The organism is Roseateles sp. P1_C1_2 (assembly GCF_056406535.1).
On the sequence record NZ_JBFUAB010000012.1, the window covers coordinates 26960 to 46570 of the forward strand.

Annotated in this window: 16 protein-coding genes; 12 read left to right on the forward strand and 4 right to left on the reverse strand. The window is 69.5% G+C overall.

Annotated features, from left to right (window positions below):
- Positions 1–184 precede the first annotated feature (184 nt).
- From AC1D2H_RS13160 to AC1D2H_RS13175, 4 genes are all read left to right on the forward strand, one after another.
- Entirely contained in the window at positions 185–1486 is a 1302-nt protein-coding gene (locus AC1D2H_RS13160) for a UDP-N-acetylglucosamine 1-carboxyvinyltransferase (protein ID WP_477935412.1), read from the forward strand.
- Positions 1486–2388: a TIGR02285 family protein gene (locus AC1D2H_RS13165; RefSeq protein WP_477935410.1), complete on the forward strand. Its 903-nt coding sequence runs from the start codon at positions 1486–1488 to the stop codon at positions 2386–2388. The genes AC1D2H_RS13160 and AC1D2H_RS13165 overlap by 1 nt, the downstream gene beginning before the upstream one ends.
- Before the next feature lie 238 nt (positions 2389–2626).
- Positions 2627–3535, forward strand: a complete 909-nt coding sequence (locus AC1D2H_RS13170; protein WP_478011268.1) for a pseudouridine synthase — start codon at positions 2627–2629, stop codon at positions 3533–3535.
- Positions 3532–4641 carry a GGDEF domain-containing protein gene (locus AC1D2H_RS13175; RefSeq protein WP_478011269.1) on the forward strand — a complete coding sequence of 370 codons (1110 nt, stop codon included), beginning with the start codon at positions 3532–3534 and terminating at the stop codon, positions 4639–4641. Before AC1D2H_RS13170 ends, AC1D2H_RS13175 begins: the two co-directional genes overlap by 4 nt.
- Here AC1D2H_RS13175 and AC1D2H_RS13180 read toward each other — a convergent pair.
- Positions 4613–5323: a hypothetical protein gene (locus AC1D2H_RS13180; RefSeq protein WP_478011270.1), complete on the reverse strand. Its 711-nt coding sequence runs from the start codon at positions 5321–5323 to the stop codon at positions 4613–4615. The genes AC1D2H_RS13175 and AC1D2H_RS13180 overlap by 29 nt on opposite strands.
- 38 nt (positions 5324–5361) lie before the next feature.
- On the opposite strand from AC1D2H_RS13180, the gene AC1D2H_RS13185 reads away from it, so the two are divergent.
- Both AC1D2H_RS13185 and AC1D2H_RS13190 read left to right on the forward strand, forming a co-directional pair.
- Positions 5362–6240: an amino acid ABC transporter substrate-binding protein gene (locus AC1D2H_RS13185; RefSeq protein ID WP_478011271.1), complete on the forward strand. Its 879-nt coding sequence runs from the start codon at positions 5362–5364 to the stop codon at positions 6238–6240.
- Between the two features lie 87 nt (positions 6241–6327).
- On the forward strand, positions 6328–7311 hold the full coding sequence (locus tag AC1D2H_RS13190; RefSeq protein ID WP_478011272.1) for a GGDEF domain-containing protein: 984 nt from the start codon (positions 6328–6330) through the stop codon (positions 7309–7311).
- 18 nt (positions 7312–7329) lie between these two features.
- On the opposite strand, the gene AC1D2H_RS13195 is transcribed toward AC1D2H_RS13190, so the two are convergent.
- The 3 genes from AC1D2H_RS13195 to AC1D2H_RS13205 all read right to left on the reverse strand — a co-directional run bounded on the left by AC1D2H_RS13195 (position 7330) and on the right by AC1D2H_RS13205 (position 9811).
- Positions 7330–8127 carry a substrate-binding periplasmic protein gene (locus AC1D2H_RS13195; RefSeq protein ID WP_478011273.1) on the reverse strand — a complete coding sequence of 266 codons (798 nt, stop codon included), beginning with the start codon at positions 8125–8127 and terminating at the stop codon, positions 7330–7332.
- A gap of 67 nt (positions 8128–8194) precedes the next feature.
- Complete coding sequence (locus AC1D2H_RS13200; protein ID WP_477935396.1) at positions 8195–9013, reverse strand: HDOD domain-containing protein; 819 nt, start codon at positions 9011–9013, stop codon at positions 8195–8197.
- Between the two features lie 36 nt (positions 9014–9049).
- Complete coding sequence (locus tag AC1D2H_RS13205) at positions 9050–9811, reverse strand: TSUP family transporter (RefSeq protein WP_477935394.1); 762 nt, start codon at positions 9809–9811, stop codon at positions 9050–9052.
- Positions 9812–10421: 610 nt separating this feature from the next.
- Here AC1D2H_RS13205 and AC1D2H_RS13210 point away from each other — a divergent pair.
- From AC1D2H_RS13210 to AC1D2H_RS13235, 6 genes are all read left to right on the forward strand, one after another.
- Positions 10422–11801, forward strand: a complete 1380-nt coding sequence (locus AC1D2H_RS13210; protein WP_478011274.1) for a TIGR03790 family protein — start codon at positions 10422–10424, stop codon at positions 11799–11801.
- A gap of 244 nt (positions 11802–12045) precedes the next feature.
- Complete coding sequence (locus AC1D2H_RS13215; protein WP_478011275.1) at positions 12046–15234, forward strand: NHL domain-containing protein; 3189 nt, start codon at positions 12046–12048, stop codon at positions 15232–15234.
- Between the two features lie 122 nt (positions 15235–15356).
- Positions 15357–15779 (forward strand): type II secretion system major pseudopilin GspG, encoded by a 423-nt coding sequence (gspG, locus tag AC1D2H_RS13220; RefSeq protein ID WP_478011276.1) that lies wholly within the window; start codon positions 15357–15359, stop codon positions 15777–15779.
- Positions 15776–16984, forward strand: a complete 1209-nt coding sequence (locus tag AC1D2H_RS13225) for a type II secretion system F family protein (RefSeq protein WP_478011381.1) — start codon at positions 15776–15778, stop codon at positions 16982–16984. Before gspG ends, AC1D2H_RS13225 begins: the two co-directional genes overlap by 4 nt.
- Positions 16981–18492, forward strand: a complete 1512-nt coding sequence (locus tag AC1D2H_RS13230) for a GspE/PulE family protein (RefSeq protein ID WP_478011277.1) — start codon at positions 16981–16983, stop codon at positions 18490–18492. Before AC1D2H_RS13225 ends, AC1D2H_RS13230 begins: the two co-directional genes overlap by 4 nt.
- Positions 18485–19609, forward strand: a complete 1125-nt coding sequence (locus tag AC1D2H_RS13235; RefSeq protein WP_478011278.1) for a hypothetical protein — start codon at positions 18485–18487, stop codon at positions 19607–19609. Before AC1D2H_RS13230 ends, AC1D2H_RS13235 begins: the two co-directional genes overlap by 8 nt.
- Positions 19610–19611: the final 2 nt, after the last annotated feature.

Below are 19611 nucleotides of genomic sequence, written 5' to 3' on the forward strand. Positions count from 1 at the left end.
CCCTGGATGCGGCGTCGCTCGACAGGCCCGCAGCCGACTGGGACGGCCAGGCGCCTGGACCCGACGGCGGAAGATTGATTCCCCCCGTGCGGAACAAAGCTTCCGGGGGGTGGCGGGTGCGCCGCGCCGCAAACGCCGACAATGCCACCGCGCGCCGCTTGCGCGCACCGAAACCTGTCATTCGATGTCTCATCTGATCGTCCACGGCGGCACGCCCCTTTCGGGCCGCATCACTCCCTCGGCCAACAAGAACGCCGTCCTGCCCATCCTCTGCGCCACGCTGCTGACCCGGCAGCCGGTGCGCTTGCGCGGCGTGCCCGAGATCACCGATGTGAAGAAGATCGTCGAGGTCTTCCGCAAGCTCGGCTCCCAGGTGGAGCTCGATTTCAAGACCGGCATCCTCGACGTCCACCACCGCGACACCCACTTCGACCCGGCCACCGACCGCCTGCCCGAGGAGATGCGCTCCTCCATCATGCTGGTGCCGGGCCTGATGGCCCGCTTCGGCGCGGCGCGCATCGAGGACGACGTCAAGGGCTGCACGCTGGGCGCGCGCGAGATCGACCCGCACGTCGAGGTGTTCCAGCGCTTCGGCGCCGACGTCGAGCGCCTGCCCGACGGCCTGGTGCTGCACGTCAAGCGGCCGCTGAGCGCCAACGACCACTGGACCGATTACGCCTCCGTCACGACGACGGAGAACTTCGTGCTGTGCGCGGCGCTGGCCGACGGCGTCTCCACGCTGACCAATGCGGCCAGCGAGCCGCATGTGCAGGAGTTCTGCAACTTCATGTCGCTGCTGGGCGCCAAGATCGACGGCCACGGCACGTCCAAGCTGAAGATCACCGGGGTGCAGGAGCTCGGCGGCGCCGACTACACCTTCACGGAAGACTTCCACGAGATCGTCACCTTCCTGGCCCTGGGCGCCATCACCGGCGGCAATGTGCAGGTCAAGAACGGCGCGCCGGAGATGTTCCCGCTGCTGGACCGCACGTTCGCGAAGTTCGGCGTGCAGATCGTCCATGAAGACGGCTGGAGCCGCTGCGTGACGAATGGCCCGTTGAAGGTCAAGGAACCCTTCACGCGCAACATCCTGCAGAAGGTGGAAGCGGCGCCCTGGCCCTATGTGCCGGTGGACCTGCTGCCCATCTTCGTGGCCCTGGGCGTCAAGGCCGAAGGCAGTGTGATGTTCTGGAACAAGGTCTATGACGGCGCGATGGGCTGGACCAGCGAGCTCGCCAAGTTCGGCGCCCATGCCTTCCTGAGCGACCCGCACCGCATGATCACCTTCGGCGGCAAGCCGCTGAGCCCGACCGAGGTCGAGAGCCCCTACATCATCCGCGTCGCCATCGCGCTGCTGATGGTGGCGGCCAGCATCCCGGGCAAGAGCGTGATCAAGAACGCGACGCCGATCCGCCGCGCCCATCCCAATTTCGTCGAGCACATCTGCGAACTTGGCGCTCGAATCGAGTGGGTTGAAGGGGATTGATGTTGCGCTGGATGTGCGCGGCCGCATGCCTGGTGGCCTCGGCCGCCGAGGCCGCGGCGCCCGTCGACACCATCCGCTGGGTGGCCCAGGACGTGCCGCCTCATTTCAGCTTCGTGCAGGGCCGCCCGCCGCGCTCCATCGCCGAGCTGGGCCATGGCGAGGTGGACGGCTTCATGCGCGTGCTGCTGACGCGCATGCCCAACTTCCGGCATGAGTTCGTCGAGTCCAGCACCGCCCGCTACGAGGCCGAGAGCCGCCGCGGCCAGACGCTGTGCTCGACCATGCATGTGCGCACCCCCGAGCGCCTGCAGTGGGCCTATTTCTCCCACCTCTACCCGCCGCTGATCTCGCGCGAGCTCCACGTCATCGTGCGGCGTGACCTGATGGACAGCCTTTCCCAAGGTCGGCCCCGGGAGGGGCGCCTGCAACTGTCGGAACTGCTGAAGCGCCCCGAGCTGCGCCTGCTGGTGGCGCGCGACCGGGCCTTCGGCGCGCAGATCGACAGCCTGCTGTCCCAGTACACGGTGCCGCGCCTGGCCGTCGGCGCCCAGCTCAGTACCCAGCTGCTGGACATGCTGCGCGCCGGCCGCATGGACTACACGCTGGAGTACCCCACCGTCGTCAACGACTACCTGGCCCGCGCCGGCGATCCGGGCGCCCTCGTCGCGCTGCCGGTGGCCGAGGGCCTGAGCACCTTGCTGGCCACCGTGTCCTGCAGCCGCACACCGGCGGGCAAGCGACATATCGAGGCCATCGACGCCGCGGTGCGCAAGCTGGCGAGCGAGCCCAATCGCGAGGCCTGGGTGCGCGATTGGCGCGGTGCGCGCTCCGAAGCGCAGGACATGAAGCGCCTCAACGCCTACATGGACGAGCGCGCCCGCGGCGGGCCGCGCATCGAGTAACACCCCAACTCCGGCGGCGGGCCGCTTCTCATGACGCAAAAGGTGGATCGCTTCGACGTCCAGGCTTCACCCTCGACAGGCTTGGCTTCGACATCCAACGCTGCACGCCCGCTGGACGTGCGCTGCGGACCGCTGGCTGCGTTGCTTCTCCTTCTGGGCATGCGCCCACGGCGTCGGCGCGCCTTGTCAGCGGCCCGCCTCGCCCGCCCCTCGGGCGCGCCCCACCGCCGGAGTTAGGGTGGCCAGGCCCCCCAAGCCGGTTCTGCCGCTGCGCGACGGCGTCGCGGCGAGTGCCGTGTTCTGCCCTCCGGGGCCCTGGCCCAGCATGACGGCCTTCCTGGCCGAGCGCCTGCCGCGCGTCGTCGACTGGCCCGAGCGGGTGGTCAACGGCGACGTGGTGGACGACGCCGGCCAACCCGTCGCCGACAGACCCTACCGCGGCGACCGGCGCGTCTACTACTGGCGCCATCTGGACGTCGAGCCCGACATCCCGGCCGGCGAGCGCATCGTCTTCCAGGATGAACACCTGCTCATCGCCGACAAGCCGCATTTCCTGCCTGTGACGCCCAGCGGCATCTATGCGCGCCAGACGCTGATGGCCAGGCTGCGCCACGCCACCGGCCTGGTGGACCTCAACCCCGTGCACCGGCTGGACCGCGAGACCGCCGGCCTGGTCGTCTTCAACCTGCGGCGCGAGGAGCGCGACGCCTACCACCGCCTGTTCCGCGACCGCACCGTCACCAAGGTCTACGACGCCATCGCGCCGGCCGGCGCCGGCCCCTGGCCGCGCGTGCTGCGCCACCGCCTCGTGGAACCCGAGGGCGATGGCTTCATGCAGATGCAGGTCGTCGATGGCGAGCCCAATGCCGAAACCTGGGTCGATCTCGTCGAGACCTTGCCGGGCGGCCTGGCGCGCTACGAGCTGCGCCCCCACACCGGCCTGCGCCACCAGTTGCGCGCCCAGATGAATGCCCTCGGCCTGCCCCTGGTCGGCGACCGTATCTACCCGGTGCTGCAGCCCCACGAGAACCCGCCGCGCCTGGATGCGCCGCTGCAATTGGTTGCACGCGAAATCTCTTTCACGGATCCCGTCACCGGCCTGCCACGGAGCTTCACGCGCGCCGCCCTGACAATCCCGCCTTCATGAACGCGCCCAACCCTCAAGCCCAGGTCCAGGAACTGCGCCGCCAGCTGCAGTCCCTGCTCGACGCCGCAAAGGCCAATGAGCGCAAGCTGGACCGCTTCGACGCGCTGGAGCGCCGCCTCGTCGCGGTGAGCTCGATGGAGGAGCTGGTCAACCTGCTGCTCGTCGACTGCCGCGAGGATTTCGGCCTGGATGCCGCCGAGCTGTGGCTGCTCGATCCCGAGCAGGAGCTGCGCCGTGCGCTGCCGGCCCTGCCCATGATCAAGGCGCCCCAGCTGCTGGACGGCCATGGCCCGCTGAAGGACCTGTTCGGCGCCGCGCGCACGACCCGCCTCATCGGCCCCGGGCCGGACGAGGCCCTGCTGCCCAAGGCCTTCGGCGCCGAAGCCGGCGTGCGCTCGGCGGCCCTGCTGCCGCTGATCCGCCAGGGCCTGCTGATCGGCAGCCTGCACCTGGGTTCGCGCGACCCCGAGCGCTACGACACCGCCTCAGGCACCAAGTTCCTGGACCGCCTGTCGGCCATCGCCGCTATCGCCATCGAAAGCATGCTCAACCGCGAGCGCCTGCGCCGCGCCGGCATGACGGACGGCCTCACCGGCGTGCACAACCGCCGCTATTTCGACCACCGCAGCCTCATCGAGTTCAGCCAGGCCGTGCGCCACCGCTACCCGCTGGCCTGCCTGTTCCTGGACATCGATCACTTCAAGGCCATCAACGACGGCCACGGCCATCCGGCGGGTGACGAGGTGCTGCGCCAGGTGGGCGGGCTGATCCTGCGCTCGCTGCGCACCGGCGACCTGGCGGCGCGCTACGGCGGCGAGGAGTTCGTCGTGCTGCTGCCACGCACCGATCTGGCCGGTGCCTGCGAGGTGGCCGAGCGCATCCGGCTGATGGTGCAGGAGGCCCCCTTCGTGACGCCCGACGGTGGCACCGTCGGCGCGACCCTGTCGGTCGGGCTGGCCATGGTGCCGGCCAGCGCGACGAGTTTTGCCGACCTGCTGGCCGCCGCCGACCGCGCCCTCTACGAAGCCAAGGGCGCCGGCCGCAACCGCACCGTCGCCGCTGAAGGCGATGCGCCGCTCAGCGCAGCCATTGCAACTGCACCGTGAACATGTCGCCGCGCTGTCCGTAGGTCTTGCCGAACAGGTAGGCCGCGTTCAGCGTCACCGTGTCCGGCCCTTCGTCCCACAGCGTGGCCAGCAAGGCCGGCCCGGCGCGGTGCGACCGGCGCGCTCGCGGCGCCCAGTCGTTCCACTGCCCGACCTCGCTGAAGCCTTCCGCGCCGACCCGCCAGCCCGGCGCCACGCGGTAGACGCCGCGCCACTGCAGCTTGAGCCGCGTGTCGCGCTTGTCGCTGTCGTATTCCCAGAACACATTGGCGTTCAGCTTCAGGCGGCCGAGGTCGGTCTGCCAGACGGGGCCCAGCTCCAGCGCATTGGTGCGGTCCTCGCGGTTGCGCACCAGCTGGGCGTGGATGGCCAGGTCATAGGGCTTCTCGCCCTGGGTCAGCATGAACTCGTTGATCCAGTTCCACGTCTCCAGCCTGGCGCCGCGCAGGGTCTCGCCCTCCCAGCTGGCCAGCAGCCGCGTCGTCCAGCGCGTGTTGACGCCATAGCTCAGGCCCAGCTCGGGCCAGAGCACCGCCTTTTCGTCGGGCGCCTTGACCGTCCAGTAGCGCAGCTCCGCACCCACGCGGCCGGCCTGGTCATAGGGGGTGACGATGTAATAGCCCGGATCGGCCGCAACCGTGCCGGCCAACGCCGCAAGCATCAGCCAACGCCAACTTCGCATGCGCAGACTCTATGGGTCTGAATCACAATGGCCTGGCCATGAAAACCCTGCTGTCGATCCTCCTTGCCCTCAGCTTCGTCAACAACGCACAGGCCGGCCCGGCGCTGGAGCGCATCCAGTCCAGCGGCCGCATCGTGCTGGCCCACCGCGAATCCTCCGTTCCCTTCAGCTATCTGCTGCCCGACGGCCACCCCGTCGGCTATGCGGTGGATCTGTGCCTGAAGGTCGCCGAGGCGGTGCGCAAGAAGCTGAAGATGAATGCGCTGAACCCGCAGTTCCTGCTGGTGACGCCGGCCAACCGCATCCAGATGGTGGTCGATGGCAAGGCCGACCTGGAATGCGGCTCGACGACCAACAATGCCGAGCGGCGCGAGAAGGTCGCCTTCACGGTGCCGCACTACATCACGGGCGCGCGCTATCTGGTCCGGGCCGACAGCGGCATCAACGACCTGGCCGGCTTCGAGAACAAGACGCTGGTCTCCACCAAGGGAACGACGCCGCTGAAAGCCATCACCCAGGCGAACGACGAGCGCGCACTGCGCGTCAAGATCGTCGAGGCGCCCGACCACGCCAAGGCCATGGAGATGCTGGCGGCCGGCCAGGCCGACGGCTTCGTCATGGACGACGTGCTGCTCTACGGCATCGTGTCGGCGCGGCCCGACGTGGCCAAATTCAGCGTCGTCGGCAAGTTCCTGACCATCGAGCCCTTGTCCATCGTGCTGCCCAAGAACGATCCGGAGCTCAAGGCCATCGTCGACGAGGAGATGAAGCGCCTCGTCACGAGCCGCGAAGCCCATGCGATCTACGAGCGCTGGTTCATGAAGCCGATCCCGCCCAAGAACAAGGCGCTGAATCTGCCGATGAACTATCTGCTGAAGGACTTCTGGAAGTACCCGTCGGACCAGGTTCCGTACTGAAGCAGCCTGCAGTACTCCCTGCAGACAAACCCCGAGCGGTGGCCTTGGATGCGGCCGTGACAATTTGTCTGCAGTCAGCGTCGACCCATGAGTACCGATTCCCCCGCCGAAACCCTGGACCGCGTCAGCCCGCGGCGGCTGGGTTCGTTGCGGTTCAGGCTGACGCTGGGTGTGCCCTTGCTGACGGCCCTCATCGTGGCCGTCTTCGAATGGAGCCTGGGTGGTTTCGAGTCGCCCAGCGAAGGCGTGGCCCGTTCGGCCTGGCTGGTGCTGCTGCTCAGCGCCGCCCAGCTGCTGCTCATCGAAGCCCTGCTGCTGCGCCCCTTGCGCCAGCTCGCCGCCGGCTGCGAGGCCATGGAATCGGCGCCCATCCCCCTGACACCGGAAGCCGTCGTGGCGCCCCGCCTGACCGCCGAGCTGGACCGCATCGGCCACGCGATGCAGCGCGCCCGCGGCTCGCTGTGGCAGCAGGACCAGGATGCCCGTGAGCTGCGGCGTGAGCTGACCCAGCAGCGCCACCTGCTCGAGGAGGCGCATTCGGCGCTGGAGGCCAACCAGCGCGAACTCGCCAGCCTGGCGCGCATCGACGCGCTGACCGGCATCGCCAACCAGCGCGCCTTCGACGAGGCCCTGCGCCGCGAATTCAAGCGCGCCCAGCGCCAGCGCGGCCTGTTGTCCCTGGCCGTGCTGGATCTGGACCAGTTCAAGCAGTTCAACATCGCCCATGGCACGGCCGTTGGCGACGTGGCCCTGCAGCGCGTGGCCAACCTGCTGAATGACCGTTTCAAGCGCGACACCGACGTCGTCGCCCGCCTGGGCGGCGAGGAGTTCGTGGCGCTGCTGCCCGGCTTCGGCATGGCCGAGGCCCAGGGCGTGCTGGAGTCCTTGCGGGATGAGTTGCGTGCGCTGCGCCTGCCTGATGGCCAAGGCAGCCTGACGCTGAGCGTGGGCCTGGCGGCGGCCAGCCCGGCTCATCCGTACTTGAGCGCGCAGGCGCTGCTGCAGGCGGCCGACGAGGCCCTCTACATCGCCAAGCATGCCGGACGGGACCGGCTCAGCCTGGCGGCCTGAGTCGAGGGGTTGCAGGCCCTATTTACGCGGCATCGTGTCGGTGCGCAGATAGCGCGACAGGATGCGGTCGTAGTCGCTGGCGCTGCCCTTGACCTTCTTCGCCGCATCCAGCCCTTGCTGCAGGCGCTTGAGGTAGTCGGCGCTGACGGCGGCGTTGCAGGCGAAATAGTTGTCGCCGCCGCGGATCTGGCCGTCGAAGCGGTAGCGGTCCGGCGGGATCTCCAGGCTGGTCAACGTCCAGCGCATGACGGCCTCGCCATAGACCCAGCCGTCCACCCGCCCGGCCAGCATCATGCGCGCCGCGATGACGGGGTCGGCCACGCGATGGATGCGCGCCTCCTCGGCGCCCAGCGTGCGCGCCGTCTCTTCGGAAACGTCGCCGCGGATGACGACGACATCGCTGCCGGCCAGCGGCTTGTCCCCTGCCGGCCAGGGCGCTGCGGGGTTTCTGCGCCCCACGGCGAGGTCGGCCGACAAAAAAGGCCCCACCCATTGGTACTGCTTCTCCCGGGCTGGCGTGCGCGTCATCGCCGTCACACAGGCGGGAGCCGGCCCGGCCAGCGCCTGCAGCACTCGGGCCCAGGGCAGGAAGAGGGGCGTCCCCTCGGGCAGGTTGGCCTGAGCCTGGGCCGCCTTCATCAGGTCCACCGCCACGCCCGCCGGGCCACTGGGGCCGACGAAGCTGAAGGGTGGGAAGGGTTCGCTCAACCACTGCACCGCCTGGGCGGCATCCGACGCCGCGGGCATGGGCTGGGCCGCGAGGCCACCGGCCGCCACGACGCAGAGTCCCGCGAACAGGCTCCGAGCGTTGCGCATGCAGCCTCCTTGTTGTTCTGGCCGATGCGTCGATGCTAAGGGCCCGGCGGCGCGCCGGGAAGCGGCTTCAGCGGCCGTGTTCCTGGGCAGCGAGCAACTGCTCGTTGACGCGCCGCGCCGCGCGCAGCACCAGGGTCTCGTCGAGCTGGGCCTGGGGCGCGATCTGGCTGGCGATGTCGTCGAGCTGGTCCTGGTGGTTCAGCAGGGCCCAGGCCACCGTCGAGATGGCGGCGACGCTGCGGCGGGCCAGGCTTTCCGGCATGGTCAGCGAGGCCTGGATCTCGACGTGATAGCGCACGCTGGCCACGGCCGCCGGGGCCAGGCCCCAGCTTTCGCAGAGTGCGGCGCCCAGCGCGTCATGGCTGACGCCAAAGGCGGTCTTTTCCAGCTCCACCAGCTCGGCGTCGCGTGTCGCGGCACGCAGCATGGCGGGATAGTGAGTCGGGGCGTGGCGGTACAGCACCGCCTTGCCGCATTCCTCGAACAGGCCGGCCGAGTGGGCGGCCCAGGGGTCCACGCCCAGCATCTGGCCCATGCGGCCCATCAGCAGGCCGCGCTGCGAGGCGCGCGTCCACACCGATTCAAGTTCCGCGGCCGCCGGGAAGGCGGCGCGCAGGCCCATCTCGAAGGTGATGGCCGCCACCTCGCGCATGCCGAGGTAGGTCAGCGCCTGGTGCACGGTCTGCACGCGGCCGCGCAGGCCATACAGCGAGGAGTTGACCGCCTTCATGACGGCGGCGGCGAGGGCCATGTCGGTCTCGACCAGGGAGGACATGGCCTGCAGGTCGATGTCCTCGGCCGCCATCAGCAGCGAGAGCTTGACGAGGACCTCGGGCTGGGTCGGGATCTCGATGTCCAGATTGCGCAGTTGAGGATCGACGGGCATGGTGAGTAGGGGCGCTAGGGAATGCTTGATGGTAGATCAGCGGAAGAAGGCGTCCCAGGCTGTTTTGAGGATGAGGGCGCCGACGACGATGACGAAGACGCCACGCACGAAGCCGGCGCCATGCTTCAGGGCCAGCCGGGTGCCGAGCAGGCTGCCGGCCACGTTGGTCACCGCCATCACCGCGGCGACATGCCACCAGATGTGGCCCTTGCTGACGAAGAGGACGATGGCGAAGGCATTCGTCAGCAGGTTCATCAGCTTGGCCGTGGCCGAGGCATGCAGGAAGTCGTAACCCAGCAGCCGCACGAACAGGAAGACGAAGAAGCTGCCGGTGCCGGGGCCGAAGAAGCCGTCGTAGAAGCCCACGCCCAGCGCGATGCCGCCGGCCACCAGGGCCTCGGCACGGCCCGCGAAGCGCGGCTTGTGCTCGCGCCCGAGGTCCTTCTTGGCCAGTGTGTAGACCAGCACCGCCAGCAGCACCAGCGGCAGGGCCTTGCGCAGGCCGTCGGCGCTGACCAGGGTCAGCGCCCAGGCGCCAGCGAAGCTGCCGGCACCCGCCAGCACGGCGGCCGGCATCAGGCGACGCCAAGGCAGGTCGACCCGCTTCACGTACTGCAGCGTCGCCCAGCCCGTGCCCCAGACCGACGCCCCCTTGTTCGTGCCCAGCAGCGTCGCCGGTGCGGCGCCCGGGTAGGTGCTGAACAGGGCCGGCACCAGCACCAGTCCCCCGCCACCGGCCACCGCGTCGATGAAGCCTGCGAGCAGGGAGGCGAGGGCGACGGTAGCGAGTTCGAGCATGTCTTGGATTTCATCATCGGCGCGGCCGTCGTGCCTTTGGCGGGCCGAGCGCCGGGCCTGCCATGGGCCAGAGGCCCATGTCCTTCCGTAGGCACAAGCAGTCCGCAGGGACTGCTTGTGTCCGACTCCAGTTCCCGAGCCGGCCCGTCTGGCGATGTTGACCGGGCTTGATGCCCGGTCAATCGCCGTCCCCTCGGGGGCTGAGGCCGGACACATTGCGCCCAGTGGGCGTGATGTGCCTGCCGAAGAGCTGCGGCACTGCCGCAGCGCGGTCTGCAAGACCGACTGGGCACGCCGCGTTCAGCGTGCGAGAGCAGGCGAGGGGCCTCCGGCCCACAAAAGAAAACGGCCACCAAGGGGTGCCTTGGTGGCCGGTGGATTGTCTTCGGGGTTACGAAGCAACCTGGTGCGCTTGGCGCTTGATTTGTCTCCTCACAACCCGCCCGGCGGTCCTGAACCGAAGCCCGGAACCGCGTCGAGTGGCGAGAATGTATTGCCCCGCCACGGTGCATGACACTGGGGTTAGCCCGGGTTCGCTGGCCGCGAAAGGTGCAGAAGCGCACCAAAACTGTGCGCAACCGACAGCGCGCCCGCGCTGCAGAATCGCTGCATGCGCCCGTCGATACGCCTGCTGCTGCCGTTGTCGCTGACCCTGCTGACCGCTTGCGGCGGCGGTGGCGGTGGCGCGGGAGAGGGCGATAGCGGCGGCGGTGGCATAGGGCAGACCTTGACACTTACCCTGCCGGGCAACGGCCTGGCGCCGGCCGACCTGGCGGTCGTCGTCGCCGAGGGCGATGCGCTCAGCGAGGCCGTCGGCGCCGCCTATCTCGCGGCGCGCGGCGTGCCGGCGGCGAACCTGATCCGCGTACGGGTTAACACGGCCCAGGACGCGATCTCAGCGGCCGACTTTGCGTTGTTGAAATCCGACATCGACGCCAAGTTGCCGGCAGGCATCCAGGCCACGCTGCTGACCTGGGCCGCACCCAGCCGGGTCAGCGGGGCCTGCAGCATGGGCATCACCAGCGCGATGGCCCTGGGTTTCGACGCGCGTTATTGCAACCCCAGCCCATCGACCGAGGCCTGCAAGAGCACTGCCGCCTCACCGCTCTACGACAGCGAAGCGCGCCGGCCGCAGGCTGACGTGCAGATACGCCCCTCGATGCTGCTGGGCGCCCGCACGCTGGCGGCCGCCCAGGCGTTGATCAACCGCGGCGTCGCCGCCGACGCCACCCGGCCGGCCGGCGAGGGCTGGCTGGTGCGCACGACCGACAGCGACCGCAGCGTGCGCTGGAACGATTTCGCTCCCTTGCCCGCGGCCTGGAGCGGCGCCTTGGCGCTGAACTATGTCGACAACAGTGCCGGCCCGGCCAGTGCCAACGCGCTGTCGGGCAAGAGCGGCCTGCTCTTCTATCTGACGGGGCTGACCAGCGTTGCCAATCTGTCGACGCTGCAATTTCGACCCGGCGCGCTGGCCGATTCGCTGACCTCCACCGGCGGCCTGCTGCCTTCGGGTGCTGGCCAGATGCCCATCACCGCCTGGCTGGATGCCGGGGTCACGGCCAGCTACGGCACCGTCGAGGAGCCCTGCAATCTGCAGCAGAAGTTCCCGCGTGCTTCGGTCCTCATCGACCAGTACTGGCGTGGCGCGACGGCCATCGAGGCCTACTGGAAGGCCGTGCAGTGGCCGGGGCAGGGGCTGTTTGTCGGCGAACCGCTGGCCCAGCCCTTCCGTGACACACCCAGCTTCGCCATCGTCTCCGGCGAATACCAGATCAAGACGCGCAGTCTGCGGCCTGGCTCGCGCTACAGCCTGGAATACCGCATCGGCGCGGCTGGCGCCTGGGCCGCGCTGGCCGAGTTCACCGGCGTGCTTGCCCAGGCCCTCGACGCTCGCGCGCCCCTGCCGCCCGCGGCGGCCACCCAGATCCGCTGGGTCGGGCCCTGCCCCGACAACCCGGCCAATCGCTGCGCCCTGGCGGTTTCGGCCTAGGGTTTGCGCTCGCTCGAATGCGGGGTGCGCCGGGCCGCGATGGGGCTTTCTGCCATGGACACTCACGTCGGGCCGCCTCTATCGTGGCGCCCCGCGAGGCAGCTGCTCCTTCAGCGTCATCGCGACTGAGCCCCAAAAGTGGGCTGGCGCTGGGGAGGCGCGCACGGCAAGCAGGACGGACAGCCCGATGGCTGCCCGCGGCGTGGATGCACCCCCGGCTGGATTGCAAGAGCTGGGGACTGTGATGAAAAGAATCGATCGCGTGGCACCGCAAGCCATGGCCCGACGTCTGCGGGCTGCGGGCTGGATGCTGAGCCTCTGTGCCGGCCTGACGCTGACCGCCTGTGGAGGCGGTGGTGGTGGCGGCGGTTCCGACCCCACCCCGACGCCACCGGTCACCCCTCCCGCCATCGTGGCGCCCAGCATCGGCACCCAGCCCCTGGACGCCAAGGTCAACGACGGTGCCACCACCACCTTCAGCGTCAGCGCCAGTGGCTCCAGCCTGAGCTACCAGTGGCAGCGCGATGGCAAGGCCATCACCGGCGCCACCGGTGCCAGCTACACCACGCCGGTGCTGCACATGGCCGACAACGGCGCCAAATACGTCGTGGTGGTCAGCGGCCCCAATGCCTCGGTGACGAGCAGCGTCGTCACGCTGACGGTCTCGCCCATCGCCTTGAACCTCACCGCCCAGCCCCAGGCCCAGACGGCCAAGGATGGCGACGTGGTGTCCTTCGACGTCAGCGCCACCGGCAGCGAGCCCATCCAGTACCAGTGGCATCGCAATGGCGTCGTCATCGCGGGCGCGGACAAGGCCACCTACACCACCGCGGTCCTGGCGCTGGCCGACAACGCCGCGGTCTTCAAGGTCGTGGTCACCAACCCGGCCGGCACGGTCAACAGCCAGGAAGCCAAGCTCACCGTGACCGCGGTCGCGCCGCGCATCGTCACGGCGCCAGAGTCGGTCACGACCAGCGACGGCGCCTCCGTCACCTTCAAGGTCACGGCCGCCGGCAGCGCGCCGCTGGCCTACCAGTGGCTGCGCAACGGCAACACCATCTTGGGTGCCACCGAGGCCAGCTACATCACCACCCTGGCCCTTGCCAGCAGCGGCGACCGCTTCACCGTGCGCGTCGGCAACGGCGCCGGCTACGCGCTCAGCGAGGCGGCCGTCGCCACCGTGAACGCCGCGGCCCCGGCCATCACCCTGCACCCGTCAGATGCCTCCCTGCTCTTCAACGGTGAAGGCGTCACCTTCCGCGTTGCCGCCACCGGCACCCCGCCGCTGCGCTACCAATGGCAGCAAAGCCAGGACGAGGGCCTGAGCTGGAGCGGCATCCCCGGCGCCACCTCGCCCAGCTACTCGATCGGCAGCGTCACGCTGGCCGATACGCATACCCGTCTGCGTGCGGCCGTCAGCAATGCGGCTGCCACGCTGAACAGCAACGCCGCTCGGTTGGAAGTGACGCCCTTGGTGCGCCTCCTGGCCGGCAACACCGGTGGCAGCGGCTATGCCGACGGCAAGGGCAACCTGGCGCGCTTCAACTGGGCTGGGGGCATCAGCGCCGACCCCAGCGGCAATGTCTATGTGATCGACAACAACAACAGCGTGATCCGGCGCGTCAGCCCCGACGGCACCGTCAAGCTGTTTGGTGGCCAAGCCAAGAACCCTTCCCGCGTCGATGGCCCCCTGGTGGATGCGCGCTTCTACTACCCGCAGCAAATCGCGGTGGACCGGGCCGGAACCGTCTATGTGGCCGAGTATTGCAACATCCGCCGCATTGCCGCGGGTGTGGTGTCCGGCTTCCTGGGCACTGACGGCTGCAACACCCGGGATGGCGCGCTCAGCCAGGCGAGCGTGAGCGGGGTCATGGGCATGGCTGTTGACGCCGACGGCACGCTCTATTTTTCCGAGCGCAACAACTCCAACGGCCAGCTGGTGCGCAAGATCACGTCGGCGGGCGTGGTGAGCACGCTGGCGGGCAGCCCCACCGAAAGCGGCAAGACCGATGGCACAGGCAGTGCTGCGCGCTTTTCCAACATCGGCAAGCTGGCGGTCGACGCCAACAAGAACGTCTTTGTGGCCGACGGCACCGCCATTCGCCAGATCTCGCCGTCCGGGGAAGTCAGCTACTACGCCGGTGCGCCGGACAGCTATGGCCAGACCGAGGGCTACCGCACCTCGGCCCGCCTCGGCTACATCACGGGCCTGGCCTTTGACGGGCGCGGCAATCTCTTCGTTGCCGACAACCAGCGCATTGCGCGCATCTCCACCATCGGCAATGTCGTGACCGCCGTCGGCAGCGGGAATTCCAACGACGGCTATCCGACCAGCGTCGATGGCCCAGGCGCCACCGCGTCGGCCGGCAACCCGACGGTGCTGGCCAGCCTTCCCAACGGCGGTCTCGCCTTCTTCGACAACTCGGCCTACGCTGTGCGCACCCTGACGGTGGACGCCACGGTGACGACGCTGGCGGGCGGCGGGCGCTCGGGTGGCTTTGCCGACGGGGTCGGCACTGCGGCCCGATTTGCCTCCTATGCCGGCCACCCGAGCGCGCTGATCCTCGCCCCGAACGGCACGCTGACCCTCGCGGACACCACGAATCGCCGCATCCGGCGCTTCTCCCTGGACAGCCGGCTGCTGGACACCCTGGCCGGTACCTCGAACTATGGCGGCGACGACGGCCCGGCCAGCCTGGCCACCTTCGCCCATCCCATCGGCCTGGCCTACGACGCGGCGGGCAATCTCTATGTCTCGGATGGCGGCCAGATCCGCCGCATCAGCGCCAGCGGCACGGTGACCACCATCGCCGGCAGGACCTGGGATTGGGGCTGTGTGGATGGCGTCGGCGCTGCCGCGCGCTTCAGCGCGCCTGCCGGCATGGTGGTGGACAGCAAGGGCAATCTCATCGTCGCTGAACAAGGCTACTACGTGCTGCGGCGCGTCACGCCCGACGGGACGGTGACCACCATTGCCGGCAAATCAGGCGAAAGCGGCTATGTGAACGGCGTGGGCAGCGACGCCCGTCTCGGCGCCGTGAGGTATCTGGCCATCGACAAGGCGGACAACGTCTATTTCACCGACGGCTACCAGTCCATCCGCAAGCTGGCGCCCAACGGCGAGGTCAGCACGGCGGCGGGCGCTCCCTACTCTTCGGCCCTCATCGACGACATCGGCGCCTTCGCCCGCTTCAACAACCCCAGTGGCCTGGCCTTCGACGCCCGCGGCAACCTCTATGTGGCCGACACGGGCAACAACGCCATCCGTCGCATCACCCCCAGCGGCCAGGTCAGCACCGTGATCGCCAGCAACAGCCTGGTGTCTGTCCTGCAGCCGGGCCCGGGCGGCAACATCAACCAGCCCACGGCCATCACCGTCACGCCGGCCGGCCGGCTGGTCTTCCTCAGCGAAGGCGCCATCGTCGGGGACTGACGAGGTGCCCCATGGGGGAGGCTCTTTACATGCCTCCCCTGAGAATGCGGGTCGGTCAAATCCCGATTGCCCGACGGCGCCTGCCGTTGAACAGTCGCCCTCCCGCTGTACCCTGCCCGACCATGTCCCGCCCCTTTTCCGCCCGCCCACGCGGCTTCACCCTGCTTGAACTCCTGGTCGTCATGGTCATCATCGGCCTGCTGGCCGGGTACGTCGGGCCTAAGTTCTTCGGCCAGATCGGCAAGAGCGAGGTCAAGGCGACCCGTGCCCAGATCGATGCGCTGACCAAGTCGCTGGACCAGTACCGCCTGGATGTCGGCCGCTATCCCAGCACCGAGCAGGGCCTGGCCGTGCTGGTCACCAAGCCGGCCGACGAGCCCAAATGGGCCGGCCCCTATCTGTCCAAGGCCGTGCCCAAGGACCCCTGGGGCAATGAATACCAATACCGCAGCCCCGGCGAGCATGGCGAATACGACCTGCTGAGCTTCGGCAAGGACGGCCGCCCCGGCGGTGAGGGTGAGGACGCCGACCTCACCTCTTGGTGATCCTCGCCGTGCCCCAGTTCCAGACCCGCGTGCTGCGCGCGGGCGCCGTCAGCACCGAGCGGGTCGAAGCGCCCGACCGCGCCGCCGTCGCCGCCGTGCTCGGTGTGCCGCCCCAGCACGTGCTGGAGGTGCAGGAGGTCGCTGCCGCTTCTGAGAGCGCCCAGCCCTGGCGCCGCAACAGCAAATTCCCGCTGCAGCTCTTCAGCCAGGAACTGGCCGTGCTGCTGGACGCCGGCATCGCCCTGCTCGAAGCCCTGAGCACGCTGCGCGAGAAGGAAGGCCAGCCCGGCGTGCGCGCCGCGCTGGATGCCGTCACCAGCCAGATCGAGCAGGGCCAGCCGCTGTCCGTCGCGCTGCGCCAGCAGCCGCAGGCCTTCGACGAGCTGATCTGCGCCATCGTCGCCGCCAACGAGAAGACCGGCCAGCTGTCCACGGCCCTGGCCCAGCATGCGCGCTACCTGGCCTGGGTCGATGCGCTGCGCTCGCGCCTCGTCGCGGCCCTGGTCTATCCGCTGATGCTGCTCGGTGTCGGTTCCCTCGTCATCCTTTTCCTGCTGCTCTACGTGCTGCCGCGCTTTGCCGGCATCCTGGAGCAGACCAGTGCCGACCTGCCCTGGGCCTCGCGGGTGCTGATCGAGTTCGGCCAGACGGCCGGCGCGCATCCCGGCCTGGTCATCGGTGGCATCGCGGCCGTGGGCTTTGCGATCTTCACGCTGCTGCGCCAGCCCATCGTGCGTCAGCGGGCCCAGGCCGCGCTGTGGACGCTGCCGGGCCTAGGCCCGCGACTGCGCGTGCTGGCGTTGGCGCGGCTCTACCGTTCGCTGGCCATGCTGCTCGCCTCGGGCGTGCCCGCGCTGCCGGCCTTGAAGATCGTCGTCGACGTCGTTGCCGCGCCCTGGCGCGCCGCCGTGCAGGCCGCCGCCGCACAGATCGAGCGTGGCGAGCGCCTGTCGGCCGCTTTCGATTCACAAGACCTGGCCACGCCGGTCGCGCGCCGCATGCTGCGGGTGGGTGAGCGCAGCGGCGAGGTCGCCGCCATGCTGGAGCGTGCCGCTGCCTTCCATGACGAAGAGGCCGCACGCCTGACCGATCTGCTGTCCCGCCTCGTCAACCCGGCGCTGATGCTGATCATGGGTGTCTTGATCGGCGGCATCATCGTTTTGATGTACTTGCCGATCTTCCAGCTGGTGGAGCAAGTGCAATGAGCACCAGCCTGAGCGACTGGCTGCCGGCCGAGCAAGGCCCCTGGCACCTCGACTTCGAGCAATGGCCTCAGGCCCAGGCCCAGCGCTGGCGCGCCGTGCTGGCCGTGGGTGCCGACAACAAGCGCGTGCTGCTCGCCGAGCGCGACGAGGACACCATGCTGCTGCAGAGTGTCGAGTCGCGCCTGAACGCGCCGGTGGGTTGGCAGCGTGCATCGACCGAGGCGGTGACCCATTTCCTCGGCGCTGGCGAGGCCGACTTCCGCGCGCTGTCGGATGTCGAAGACGCGCTGACCACCATTGAGGACCACACCGAGGAGCTGTCGGCCCTGGCGCTGTCCGAGCAGGCCAGCCCCGTTGTGCGCCTGCTCAACGCCACCATCTACGACGCGCTGCAGGACACCGCCTCCGACATCCACATCGAATGCACGGCCCGTGGCGCGATGATTCGCTTCCGCGTCGACGGCGTCATGGCCGTGGTGCGCCAGGTCGAGAGCCCGCAGGTGGCCGAGCAACTCGTGTCGCGCCTCAAGGTCATGGCCGAGCTCGACATCGGCGAACGCCGCCTGCCGCAGGACGGTCGCTTCAAGCTGCGCGTGCAGGGCCGCGAGATCGACTTCCGCCTCAGCGTCATGCCCAGCGTGTTTGGCGAGGACGCCGTCATCCGTATCCTGGATCGCGCGGCCATCGCCCGCGCCGGCTCGTTGACGCTCGATTCCCTCGGCTTTGGCGACGACGAGCGCGCCGCCATCCGCCACCAGGCCCGCCAGCCCCACGGCATGCTGCTCGTCACCGGCCCCACCGGCTCCGGCAAGACGACGACGCTGTACGCGACGCTGGCCGAGATCCACACCGGCGCCGACAAGATCATCACCATCGAGGACCCAGTCGAGTACCAGCTCAGCGGCGTCGTGCAGATCCCCGTCAACGAGAAGAAGGGTCTGACCTTCTCGCGCGGCCTGCGCTCCATCCTGCGCCACGACCCGGACCGCGTCATGGTGGGCGAGATCCGCGACGCCGAGACCGCGCAGATCGCCGTGCAGGCCGCGCTGACGGGCCATCTGGTCTTCAGCACGGTGCATGCGAACAACGCGTTCGACGTCATCGGCCGCTTCATGCACATGGGCCTGGACCTTTACAACGTCGTGTCGGCCCTGAACGCCGTGCTGGCCCAGCGCCTGGTGCGGCTGACGTGCAAGCACTGCGCGCAGCCGTTCACACCTGATGCCGCCACCCTCACAAGACACGGCGTCATCAACGGCAACTTCCTGAAGGGCGAGGGCTGCGGCCATTGCCGCGGCACAGGCTACAAGGGCCGTCGCGCGGTGGCCGAACTGCTGAAGCTCGACGATGGCCTGCGCGACCTCATCGCCGCACGCGCGCCGATGTCCGAAATCAAGGCCGCGGCCAAGGCGCGTGGCATGAAGTCGCTGCGCGAGATGGCCCTGGCGGCCGTCTGCCGTGGCGACACCACCTTCGAGGAGCTGGAACGTGTCACCCTCGATGAGTGAGCGCCTGCGCCAGCAGATCGCCGCGAAGCTGGCCAAGCCGCGGCGCCTCTTCGTCACGCCCGGCGGCGACGAGTTCGCCGCCTGGTGCCGCGACATGCCAGGCACGGCCGTCGAACTGGTCGTCAGCGCCCGCGCCCTGCATGAACTGGTCACCGAGCCGGGGCTGCCGCTGGCCGACCTGGATGCCGTGCAGTCCTACGCCCAGCAGCAGTTCGCCCACTATTTCGGCGGCGCCGCGCAGCGCTTCGCCATCGCGCCCTGGCGCCTCGGCGAAGCGGCGGGCGCGTCGGCGCTGCATGGCCTGGACCTGGCCGCGCTGCGCAGCCAGGCGGATGCCGCCCGCGTGCGCCTCGCCGCCGTGCGTCCGGCCTGGGCCGCATGGCTGGCCTCGCTGCCCGCCGCAACGCGCGCCGGCTCGGGCCGCGCGGTCTGGCATGAAGGCGACGTTGCCGTCGTCATCCAGCTCGACCGTGGCCGCGTGACGGGCCTGCAGTCGCGCCGCGTGCAGAGCCTGGCCGATCTCGGTGGCGACCCACCGCTCGCCGTCGGCACGTCTGCCGCCGAACTGATCCCTCAGCCCGGCCCCGCGACGCCGCAACCCGACTTCCTGCCGCGCTCGGGACGCTCGCCGCTGGCCTGGCCGCTGGCCGCCACCGGTGCCCTCGTGCTGGCCACGGCCGCCTGGAGCGCCGTCGACAGCCATCGCACGCTGGATGCCGCCCAGGCCGCACGCGACCGCGTCGCCACGCTGCGCCCGGCAGCGGCGCCCAAGCCGGCTGCGCGTGGCCGTGCCGAACCGGCTGAGAACCGTTCGGCCAATGAGGCCCGCGCGCTGCTGGCCATGCCCTGGGAGCCGCTGCTGACGCGCGTCGAGACCGTCGGTGCCGACGCCAAGACCATCGCCTGGCTGGGCCTGGACGCCAGCGCCGGCCGCGGTGAGCTGCGCCTGGAAGGCCTGACGCCCGACAAGCTGCTGGCCCTGCAGCTGGCCGAACAGCTTGGCACGACGCCGGGCTGGAACCAGGTCGTGCTGTCGCGCTTCTCGGCCGCCGAAACGGGCCTGGTCGGCCAGCGCTTCGAGATCAATGCCCGCGTGGCGACGCGAGGGGGCTCGTGAAA

Coding starts and splice junctions, on each gene's coding strand:
- AC1D2H_RS13175 (WP_478011269.1), top strand. CDS start 3,532: ATGAACGCGCCCAACCCTCAAGCCCAGGTCCAGGAACTGCGCCGCCAG.
- AC1D2H_RS13205 (WP_477935394.1), bottom strand. CDS start 9,811: ATGCTCGAACTCGCTACCGTCGCCCTCGCCTCCCTGCTCGCAGGCTTC.
- AC1D2H_RS13195 (WP_478011273.1), bottom strand. CDS start 8,127: ATGCGCAACGCTCGGAGCCTGTTCGCGGGACTCTGCGTCGTGGCGGCC.
- AC1D2H_RS13215 (WP_478011275.1), top strand. CDS start 12,046: ATGAAAAGAATCGATCGCGTGGCACCGCAAGCCATGGCCCGACGTCTG.
- AC1D2H_RS13200 (WP_477935396.1), bottom strand. CDS start 9,013: ATGCCCGTCGATCCTCAACTGCGCAATCTGGACATCGAGATCCCGACC.
- AC1D2H_RS13235 (WP_478011278.1), top strand. CDS start 18,485: ATGAGTGAGCGCCTGCGCCAGCAGATCGCCGCGAAGCTGGCCAAGCCG.
- AC1D2H_RS13180 (WP_478011270.1), bottom strand. CDS start 5,323: ATGCGAAGTTGGCGTTGGCTGATGCTTGCGGCGTTGGCCGGCACGGTT.
- AC1D2H_RS13230 (WP_478011277.1), top strand. CDS start 16,981: ATGAGCACCAGCCTGAGCGACTGGCTGCCGGCCGAGCAAGGCCCCTGG.
- AC1D2H_RS13160 (WP_477935412.1), top strand. CDS start 185: ATGTCTCATCTGATCGTCCACGGCGGCACGCCCCTTTCGGGCCGCATC.
- AC1D2H_RS13185 (WP_478011271.1), top strand. CDS start 5,362: ATGAAAACCCTGCTGTCGATCCTCCTTGCCCTCAGCTTCGTCAACAAC.
- AC1D2H_RS13165 (WP_477935410.1), top strand. CDS start 1,486: ATGTTGCGCTGGATGTGCGCGGCCGCATGCCTGGTGGCCTCGGCCGCC.
- AC1D2H_RS13190 (WP_478011272.1), top strand. CDS start 6,328: ATGAGTACCGATTCCCCCGCCGAAACCCTGGACCGCGTCAGCCCGCGG.
- gspG (WP_478011276.1), top strand. CDS start 15,357: ATGTCCCGCCCCTTTTCCGCCCGCCCACGCGGCTTCACCCTGCTTGAA.
- AC1D2H_RS13210 (WP_478011274.1), top strand. CDS start 10,422: ATGCGCCCGTCGATACGCCTGCTGCTGCCGTTGTCGCTGACCCTGCTG.